Here is a 7,634-nt window from a genome sequence, read left to right as displayed (position 1 = left end):
ATTCTGACATCCTCAAAGCGAAGCAGAGCATTGTGGGCACCGATGATATTTAGGAATTCGGTAATTTTTTCGGCCTCTTTTAAGTATGTGATATATCCTTTTTTCCGCTCTAACGTTTTACTGTTTAAGCCAAATGTATTCATTAATTCACATAAGGAATCATTATGTTCCTTATAAAGTGAAGCAATTTCTAAGTGATATGATGATGTTTCTGGATTATTGACGGAGCCACCTGCTAAAAAGGCTCCTCGCAGATAAGAACGCTTACAACACTTCTTTTTGATTAGTTCAGCTGAAATATCATGGACGAAGGTAAATCCTTCACCCAGGATTTTCAAGTCTTCAAGAATATCCTTTGCCTGCTCCATTAAGCGGACAATATACACATTATTCTTCTTTAAGCGCATTTTTTTACGAACAAGCAGTTCTACTTGGATATCGTAGCTCTTTTTTAATAATGTATAAATTCTTCGTGCAATCGCGGCATTTTCGGTTTGAATATCAACGACTAATTTACGATTGGAGAAGGAAAGGGAACCATTCATTCGGATTAAAGCTGACAGTTCAGAACGAATACAACAGGGCTTCACTTCTAAGTTCGTTAATTCTTTTTTCGTTTCCGAAGCGAAAGACATCCCTTCACCCCCTTTTTTAAAAACAATAGGTTATTTTTTCGGAAAATTCAAATGAATTTTTTGTAAATTTTTACGGTAAAAAACAGGCACAACTTATTTACGCTTCATATCGCTTTTTGGTTTCAGTAATGAGGATATTATATAAAATTTGGGCTACTTTCTTCGGATCATGCCGTAGTGCACCGTTTTCCAAATTGGCGATATCTGCGTGTACCACTTCAAGGCCCAGTTCAGACAATTCATTCACATCATATTGAACAGGGTGGGCCAATTCTTCATTATATCGCAGCTGAACATCCTGGGGGATTTCCTCGTTATTAACCAAAATGGTATTAATGAAGGCACAGCTCATATGATTATAGATGGATTTTACATGATCACTGGCTGCATAGCCGTGGGTTTCACCTGCTTGGGTCATTAAATTGCAGATATACACCTTTTTAGCTTGGGAGCGACAAACTTCATCCCCTAATCGTGGAACGAGTAGATTCGGAAGAATACTAGTATATAGACTTCCCGGACCAATTATGATTAGATCTGCCTGCCGAATGGCTTGAATCGTTTCAGGCAGCGGACGAATATTTTTTGGCGTGAGGAACACCTTTTTTATTTTTTTTCCCGAATATGGTATTTTCGATTCACCCGATACGGTTGAACCATCTTCCATTTCTGCATGCAGGACAACACTTTGGTTGGCAGCAGGCAGTACTTTTCCCCTTACGTTCAGAACTTTACTCATTTCCTGGATGGCATGAACGAAATTTCCTGTGATGGAAGTCATGGCAGCTAAAATCAAATTACCAAGGGAGTGCCCGGAAAGTTCATTTGACGTTTTAAAGCGATGTTGAAACATTTCCTCTACGAGAGGCTCAACATCTGATAATGCTGCCAACACGTTTCGAACATCACCTGGAGGAGGAATATGCAGGTCCTCGCGGATTCTGCCCGAACTGCCGCCGTCATCCGCAACCGTCACAATGGCCGTAATATCAACCGGATATTGTTTCAGACCCCTCAATAGTACAGGTAACCCGGTGCCGCCACCTATGACGACAATTCTGGGCTGGCCAAATTCTCTCATGTTGTTTTATCCTTTCTCCTCTCAATGTCACGGTGTGAGATCTTCGTTTTATAATCATTTTGGAAATAATGACCGATATATTCCGCTAAGGCAACAGACCGGTGCTGACCGCCGGTACAGCCAATGGCAATAACAAGTTGGGCTTTACCTTCCCTTTTATAATGAGGAAGCATAAACCCTAATAAATCGGTTACTTTTTCCAAAAATTTCTGCGTTTCATTCCATTTTAAAACATAGCCTGAGACTTCATCATCCAACCCTGTTTTCGGCCGCATTGATTCAATATAATGTGGATTTGGTAAAAAACGCACATCAAAAACAAGATCAGCATCAATGGGAATTCCATGTTTAAATCCAAATGACATGACATTGACGGTGAAGATTAATTGATTATTCGCGGTAAATTCCGTTAATATTTTCTCACGTAATTCACGTGGTTTCATCTGGGAAGTGTTGTAAATTAGCTGGGCACGCCCCTTTAGTTCTTCCAAAAGCTCACGTTCTAGAGTAATTCCTTCGAGAGGTGACCCTGATTTAGCCAGTGGATGAGAGCGTCTTGTTTCTTTGTATCGGCGTACTAATGTTGCATCATCCGCATCTAAATATAAAATCTGTGGAGTCACCCAGGAGGTTTCTGCTAACTCATCTAGTGCTTTAAATAAGTGATCAAAAAATTCCCTGCCTCGCAAATCCATAACAAGGGCAACTTTATTCATTTTATTCCCGGAATCCTTCATTAGTTCTAGAAATTTCGGTAGTAATGTAGGAGGCAAATTATCGACACAGAAGAACCCCAAATCCTCAAAACTTTGGATTGCGACTGTTTTTCCTGCTCCGGACATTCCTGTAATGATGACCATTTGGATATCACTTGTCGAACCGGTACTCATTTCCATTCCCCCTTTTCCTTCTTAGCTTGGATCTAATCGATAACTAATAAGTTTAAAATCTTTTGTATAAGTAAAGGTACCGTAGATAATTCCTTTGCCGTGAATCATGTAGTCAATGATATGGTGATCACCAGCGGCCATCGGCAAATCCTTAATTTTATGTAACGGCTGCCATTCCAGCTTGCCTTCTTCTGACTCGTCAAGTCCTGATCCATCCGAATCAGTTGCTAAAAAGGTGAACATCATCCATTCAGAAAGAAGTTGATCTCCTTCCTTTATAATCATGGTAAAAATCCCTTTTAATTGTGGATTCTTCAAATATACACCCGTTTCTTCCCGGAACTCTCTAATACAAGAATCCCGAACCGATTCACCGGGCTCCATCTTCCCGCCGGGAGCAACCCACCACCCGCGTCGCGGCTTCTGCAGCAACAACACCTTTTCATCCCTAATCAGCACACAATTCGTAACCCGCTGCATGTCCTCACCTTCTCCACCATTAACATAAACATTACTTAAATCCTCGAACACGTGACAACACTCACAATCCAAGGCAAACATCGAAAGCATCACTGAACAACTAATTCATTCTTTTCATTATACTATTTTTACAAATCCCCCACAATGAATACAAAATTGTTTCATTTGAATAATGTAAGAGGAATTGGGGGACGGCGGTAAAGTGGCGGTGACAGTGGGGGGTGAACAGTAGGGTGACAGGCACCATCCATGGACAAATAGGGTATTTTGTCCGCCCCATATGGACATTTTGGGTATTTTTAACAGACAAAAAAAACAGCACAGGCTGCTGGTCCTGTGCGGGAAAAGGTGTATATTTTAAAGGGGGTCAATTTCTCTTATCATACCTTATTTTTGTTTCAGAGCTGTTACAGTTGGGTGATAAATGGGTTACTTTTTTGGTGTAAAAAGTTACATTTATTTCAATTGGTCACAGGCTGATTGCAAGACAAGAGCTGTCTAGACCGGTTTTATTTTTTTAGTTTCATTTCTTCTGCTAGTTCTTCCACAAAGTGCTGTACGGCTTGAGCGGCAATGCTGCCGTCACCAGTTGCTGTAACGATTTGACGTAATGTTTTTTCGCGGATATCTCCTGCGGCGAAGATTCCTGGAATTTTAGTTTCCATTTGATCGTTTGTTTCAATATAGCCATTTTCATTGGTAATGCCCAGGCTTTCAAATGGTTTAGACAGCGGCACCATTCCGATATAAATGAACACGCCATCTGCCGGAAGTTCCTGTTCTGTTCCATCAACGGTAGACACAAGCGTAATACTTCCAACTTTGCCATCCTTGTCATTGATGGATTTCACGGTGTGATTCCAAATGAAGTCCACTTTCTCATTCGCAAACGCTCGATCCTGAAGAATCCTTTGCGCACGAAGCTGATCACGGCGGTGTACAATCGTGACTTTAGAAGCAAAGCGGGTTAGATACACACCCTCTTCTACAGCAGAGTCTCCTCCTCCAATGACAAACAGCTCTTTCCCTTTGAAAAAGGCTCCGTCACACACGGCACAATAGGAAACACCGCGGCCACCCAGATCCTTTTCACCAGGAACACCAATTTTCTTATATTCAGCACCGGTAGAGATGATCACTGCACGGGCCTTATACTCCTTAGCACCAGCTACCACTGTTTTATAGTCACCGTGATCGACAATTTCTTTAATATCACCATAAGCATATTCAGCTCCAAACTTCTTGGCATGCTCAAACATTTTTGTCGATAAATCCGGTCCTAGTATACTTTCAAAACCTGGGTAGTTTTCCACATCCTCGGTATTAGCCATTTGCCCGCCCGGAATTCCTCTTTCAATCATGAGCGTCGCAAGATTTGCACGCGATGTATATACTGCAGCTGTCATTCCTGCAGGACCTGCGCCAGCAATAATGACATCGTACATTTTTTCCTCAGTCATCGTATATTTCACTCCTTATAAAAAAAACGATTAAGTATAGTCTTCCCTACTACTTAATCGTATTAAACAATCTATTTATAGTCCAAAAATCTGCTCAAATCATGCACCTATTTTGACAAAAATGTGTCGGATTAATCCAACAGTTCATTAACGATCTTGACATATTTGCCAATGGTCGCCGAAGACACGCCATAGCGGCTGGCCATTTCCTGCTGAGACACCTTTTCACTGCGAAGTCGGTGCCATACATATTCCACTGCACCAGCCCACGCCTGTTTATTTTTCAAACTGATATTTGCTTTAAATAATTCGACAAACACCGAGAACCACATTAAATAGAGTCCAGATTCGATGGCTCCAATAGGTTGATAACTTTCGTAAAATATCTCAGCTACTTCCTGAGCATCGGCAGTCAGTGATGGTTTTCCTGAACGGATCAGTGAAATATATTCCTTCTCCACAGCGGTAAACCTCTGGTTCTGGAACAACCGCTTAGAATTCATAATTTCTTCCTTTTTATTAGAGACAGTTGCTAAAAAGATGGCAAATAATCTCTCCTCTACATAATCACTATCAAGCTTTTGAAAAATGGATCCAATTTGGTCTTCAAAACCGTTCTCTCTTGTTTCATCAAGATTCCATGGCTCGTTGCCTTCCTTATCGGGATTAATCTCCAGCAGTTTCTTCCAAACGGCTCTTGCAAAATTCTCCAGACCGATGTGGTGTGCCGCATAGGACAGCCAATAGTAAAAAGGCCCATCCCCGTCAAAGCCATTTTTATATAATTTTTTCAGCCAAAAATAAGCATGCTCGTATTCACCGACTAACGCGAAAGAGGTTCCCAGCTTATACTGATGCTCACTAAGAATCGGCTTAATCTTTTTCAGCGAATCAACCAGCTCGGAAACATATTTATAGCGACCTTGATATTGCGCAAATACCAGCTTGTTGCATAAGGCATGAAGATTTCCCGGATTTCGTTCTAACACTTCGTTTAAGATGTCCTCTGCCTTTTCACTTTTCCCTAAATAAAAATAGGCAAGCGCCAAGTTATTATAGGCCGACCAATATTCAGGATACTCTTCGACGACCTCGTTCAACAATTCAATCGCCTTCGGAAAATAGCCTGACTCTAACAACTCACGTGCCTGCTCCTGCTTCACAATCAGATCATCTTGTTGATAAAGTTCTTCTTCTAAGTCATCAGACTCAAACGTCAAGAGCTCAAGCAACTCTTCAGCATCTTCTGTAAAATCACCATCCGGATCTAGCTTCATGTAAAGCTTGGCATGGTGGTAAGCATCTTTAAAAAATCCCAAATGGGCATAATTATTTGCTAAGAAGTAGTGGCATTCTGCCATTTCAGCATCAAGATCTTCAAGGATGAGGTGCAAGAGTCGGTTGGAATCTTCAAATTCGCCCAGTTCTGTTGACACAATGGCCAACTGGCATGCAATCATCGGCTCGCCCGGCTCAAGCTGCAGCGCCCGCCCAAGATATTTTTTTGCTTTCAAAAAATCACGTCGATGGTATGCCTTAATCCCCTTCTTGAAATAATATTCCCCCGTCGGAACGAATGAAAGTAATTTTCCTTTTTGCATTCTTGCTTTTGCATTTCTACCCATGAAGTCCTCCATCACACATTAATAACTAATGTAGTATAACACATCAGGGACTTGTACGAGAAGGAATTTGGGCTCTTTAGCCGATGGCAAAATTTATCGGTGAGGGATTCGTTGTGAAACGGAGGGATTTCTACGAATAAGATAGTGCAATTCAACAATAAAAGAGAATAAATGCCCTATATTTCTACAAATCTTTTTCAACTATAGAAAAAACCGATCCTCTTAGGACCGGTCTTTATGTCTTTCTTCTAATGTTTGCAATACCTCTTTAAACGGAAGACCTTGTTCAACCAACAGCACTTGTAGGTGGTAAAGCAGATCGGCTGCCTCCCACTTCAGTTCTTCCTCATCGCGATTTTTAGCAGCGATGATTACCTCTGCAGCTTCCTCGCCAACTTTTTTCAAGATCTTGTCGACGCCTTTTTCAAAAAGATAGGTTGTATAGGCACCCTCAGGACGTTCCTGCTCGCGTTGCAGGATCACTTTTTCAAGTGTCTGTAAAATTCGATAGTCTGCTAAGGACTCAATCCGTCCTGACACTCCTTCAGAGAAACAGCTGACGGCACCTGTGTGGCAAGCCGGTCCTTTAGGACTAACTAACACCAAAAGCGCATCCTGATCACAATCATATTTGATGCTAACCACTGCTTGTGTATTGCCGCTTGTCGCGCCTTTGTGCCACAGCTCCTGGCGGGAACGGCTGTAAAACCAAGTTTCACCGGTTTCTAGTGATTTTCCCAGTGATTCCTTGTTCATATAGGCCAGGGTCAAAACTTCCAATGTCTCAGCATCCTGAATGATTGCCGGGACAAGGCCCTTCTCATCAAATTTTACTTCTTCTAGATTCATCGTACCATCACTCCTCTTTCCCGCAAAAAGCTTTTCACTTCATATACCGAGCTTTCTTTATAATGAAAAATGGAGGCAGCAAGAGCGGCGTCTGCTTTTCCTTCTAAAAATGCTTCCGCAAAATGTTCAGCATTTCCTGCCCCGCCTGAAGCAATGACTGGAATCGAAACTGCCTCACTGACAGCACGAGTCAGAGATAAATCAAAGCCGTTTTTCTCCCCGTCACTATCCATACTGGTTAGTAAAATTTCACCGGCTCCGAGTTCAGCAGCTTCACGTGCCCACTCAATCACTAGTTTATCTGTCGGTGTGCGTCCGCCATGGGTATAAACACGCCACGTGCCGACTGTCTCATCATATTTGGCATCAATTGCTACCACGATACATTGCGAGCCAAAATAACCCGCACCTTCTCGGATTACCTCCGGATTCAACACAGCCGCTGTATTAAGAGAGACCTTGTCCGCCCCAGCACGGAGGATCTTTTTCATATCCTCAAGAGAATTGATGCCGCCCCCGACCGTAAAGGGAATCGCCAGCTCCGAGGCAACAGATTTAACGACCTCAACCATCGTCTTTCTGCCCTCTACTGATGCCGAGATGTCCAAGAACAC

The 7,634-nt window shown here is 42.2% G+C and carries 8 protein-coding genes; all 8 read right to left on the bottom strand.

Annotated features, from left to right (window positions below):
* On the bottom strand, nucleotides 1–635 hold a 635-nt coding region (gene whiA / locus V7083_RS08420), incomplete at its 3' end, for a DNA-binding protein WhiA (RefSeq protein WP_335477025.1).
* A gap of 97 nt (nucleotides 636–732) precedes the next feature.
* A complete protein-coding gene (locus V7083_RS08415; protein WP_335477023.1) occupies nucleotides 733–1,716 on the bottom strand; it encodes a gluconeogenesis factor YvcK family protein in 984 nt (327 codons plus the stop codon).
* Entirely contained in the window at nucleotides 1,713–2,606 is an 894-nt protein-coding gene (gene rapZ / locus V7083_RS08410; protein ID WP_335477021.1) for an RNase adapter RapZ, read from the bottom strand. Before rapZ ends, V7083_RS08415 begins: the two co-directional genes overlap by 4 nt.
* A 21-nt stretch (nucleotides 2,607–2,627) precedes the next feature.
* Nucleotides 2,628–3,086 (bottom strand): 8-oxo-dGTP diphosphatase, encoded by a 459-nt coding sequence (locus tag V7083_RS08405; protein WP_335477072.1) that lies wholly within the window; start codon nucleotides 3,084–3,086, stop codon nucleotides 2,628–2,630.
* A gap of 509 nt (nucleotides 3,087–3,595) precedes the next feature.
* Complete coding sequence (gene trxB, locus V7083_RS08400; protein WP_335477019.1) at nucleotides 3,596–4,546, bottom strand: thioredoxin-disulfide reductase; 951 nt, start codon at nucleotides 4,544–4,546, stop codon at nucleotides 3,596–3,598.
* A gap of 131 nt (nucleotides 4,547–4,677) precedes the next feature.
* Nucleotides 4,678–6,171: a tetratricopeptide repeat protein gene (locus tag V7083_RS08395; RefSeq protein ID WP_335477017.1), complete on the bottom strand. Its 1,494-nt coding sequence runs from the start codon at nucleotides 6,169–6,171 to the stop codon at nucleotides 4,678–4,680.
* 222 nt (nucleotides 6,172–6,393) lie between these two features.
* Nucleotides 6,394–7,020 (bottom strand): bifunctional phosphoribosyl-AMP cyclohydrolase/phosphoribosyl-ATP diphosphatase HisIE, encoded by a 627-nt coding sequence (gene hisIE, locus V7083_RS08390; RefSeq protein WP_335477015.1) that lies wholly within the window; start codon nucleotides 7,018–7,020, stop codon nucleotides 6,394–6,396.
* Nucleotides 7,017–7,634 (bottom strand): imidazole glycerol phosphate synthase subunit HisF (gene hisF / locus V7083_RS08385; RefSeq protein ID WP_335477013.1); only part of this gene is annotated, 618 nt, incomplete at its 5' end. The genes hisF and hisIE, both read right to left, overlap by 4 nt.

Source organism: Bacillus sp. JJ1764 (genome assembly GCF_036962145.1).
Taxonomy (GTDB): domain Bacteria; phylum Bacillota; class Bacilli; order Bacillales; family Cytobacillaceae; genus Neobacillus.
The sequence above is the reverse complement of the archived record's forward strand: the minus strand, read 5'-3'. Positions and strand labels throughout refer to the sequence as shown.